General features: G+C 66.3%; 2 protein-coding genes. Both read left to right on the forward strand.

From position 1 onward, the window contains the following. Window positions 1-175 precede the first annotated feature (175 nt). Window positions 176-712 (forward strand): TetR family transcriptional regulator, encoded by a 537-nt coding sequence (locus tag Q4F73_RS09910; RefSeq protein WP_303359187.1) that lies wholly within the window; start codon window positions 176-178, stop codon window positions 710-712. Between the two features lie 39 nt (window positions 713-751). Then, window positions 752-2,415, forward strand: a 1,664-nt coding sequence (glgX, locus tag Q4F73_RS09915) for a glycogen debranching protein GlgX (protein ID WP_303359188.1), incomplete at its 3' end; no start/stop codon positions are given.

Raw genomic sequence — 2,415 nt, forward strand, 5'->3', positions numbered from 1 at the left:
GTGGGGGTGGTGGCCTCCTCCCCGGACCCGCAGGCCGCGACCAATGTCAACGGGACGGCGAGGGCAATGGCCACGATGGTCTTCTTCACGGTGACGGTCCTTACTCGTCGCGGGGGATGGTCAGTCGATGGGCCACCCTATCAACACGGTGGTCCCGACGGTAGACTCTGGCGTTGTGCAGCTGACCCGCGAGACGATCATCGACGCCGCCGTGACCATTCTGGACACCTACGGCCTGGCGGACATGACCATGCGACGGGTCGCCACGTCCCTGGGGGTGGCCCCGGGAGCTCTGTACTGGCATATCGCCAACAAGCAGCAACTCATTACGGCGATCGCCGAGGAGATCCTCGCGCCCGTGCTCGCCGACACCGCGCCGACCACCGCCGCGGGGCTTGCCGGGCTGCTGCGGGAGTCGATGCTCACGCGTCGCGACGGCGCGGAACTGGTCGCCGCCGCGCTGTCGCAGCCGGACTCGGTGACGCGCGCGGACGTCGAGAAGCAACTGGCGCACACCTTGTCCGGGGACGTCGACCTGCGCCGCGTGGGAGCCGCCTCCCTGCTGCACCTCGTGCTCGGCGCCACCGCCCTGGAGCAGGCGCGGGCCCAGCACGCGGCCGACACCGGAGTGGAGGTCCCGGGGGATGCCTCGGTGGATTTCCACCGCGGGGTGGAGCTGTTGCTCACTGGTCTGGCCACAAGCCGTGGCTGAGACGGTGAATCTGTCTGAGAACAGTTAAGATCGGCAACCATGACTACTGAGTCCGAGCACACCTACACGGTCTGGCCGGGTGACCCCTACCCGCTGGGGTCCACCTACGACGGCGCAGGCACCAACTTCGCACTCTTCTCCTATGTCGCGGAGAAGGTCGAACTGTGCCTCATCGACCGCGACGACAACGAAGTCCGCATCAACCTGGAGGAAGTGCACGCCAACGTCTGGCACTGCTACCTCCCCGGTGTCCAGCCCGGTCAGCGCTACGGCTTCCGCGTGCATGGCCCCTACGACCCGCACAACGGCAAGCGTTGCGATCCCAACAAGCTCCTCGTGGATCCCTATGCACGTGCCTTCGACGGCGATTTCGACGGCGACCCGTCCCTGTTCTCCTACGACATCTTCGCCGACCCGCCGGGCTCCGGCCGCAACGAGGAGGACAGCCTCGGCCACACCATGAAGTCCGTGGTCATCAACCCGTTCTTCGACTGGGGTTCCGACCGCGCACCGCGCATCCCCTACAACGAGACGGTCATCTACGAGACCCACGTCAAGGGTCTGACCATGACCCATCCGGATGTCCCGCCGAACCTGCGCGGCACCTACGCGGGCCTCGCGCACCCGGCGATCATCTCCTACCTCAAGGACCTGGGTGTCACGGCCGTCGAGCTCATGCCGGTGCACCAGTTCCTGCAGGATGACCGCCTGCGCGATCTGGGCCTGCGCAACTACTGGGGCTACAACACCTTCGGCTTCTTCGCCCCGCACCAGGACTACGCCGCCGCCCGCAAGCCCGGTGGCGCCGTCTCCGAGTTCAAGGGCATGGTCCGCGCGTACCACGAGGCTGGCATGGAGGTCATCCTCGACGTGGTGTACAACCACACCGCGGAGGGCAACCACCTGGGCCCGACCATCATGTTCCGCGGCATCGACAATGAGGCCTACTACCGGCTCGTCGACGGTGACAAGTACCACTACATGGACTACACCGGCACCGGTAACTCCCTCAACGTGCGCGACCCGCACTCCCTGCAGCTCATCATGGATTCGCTGCGCTACTGGATCACGGAGATGCACGTCGACGGCTTCCGCTTCGACCTGGCCTCCACCCTGGCCCGCGAGCTGCACGACGTCGACCGCCTGGCCACCTTCTTCGACCTGGTCCAGCAGGACCCGGTCGTCTCCCAGGCGAAGCTCATCGCCGAGCCGTGGGACATCGGCCACGACGGCTACCAGGTGGGCAACTTCCCGCCGCTGTGGACCGAGTGGAACGGCAAGTACCGCGACACCGTCCGTGACTTCTGGCGCGGCGAGCCGGCCACCCTGGGCGAGTTCGCCTCCCGCCTGACCGGTTCCTCGGACCTCTACGCCAACAACGGTCGCCGCCCCACCGCGTCGATCAACTTCATCACCGCCCACGACGGCTTCACGCTCAACGACCTGGTGAGCTACAACGAGAAGCACAACATGGCCAACGGTGAGGACAACCGCGACGGCGAATCCCACAACCGTTCCTGGAACCACGGCGTCGAGGGCCCGACGGATGATCCGGAGATCAAGGCCCTGCGCGCGCGCCAGCGCCGCAACTTCCTCACCACCCTCATCCTCTCGCTGGGTACCCCGATGCTCAGCCACGGTGATGAGATGGCGCGGACCCAGGACGGCAACAACAACGTCTACTGCCAGGACAACGAGCTGGC

It is taken from the genome of Corynebacterium sp. (genome assembly GCF_030535495.1).
Lineage (GTDB): Bacteria > Actinomycetota > Actinomycetes > Mycobacteriales > Mycobacteriaceae > Corynebacterium.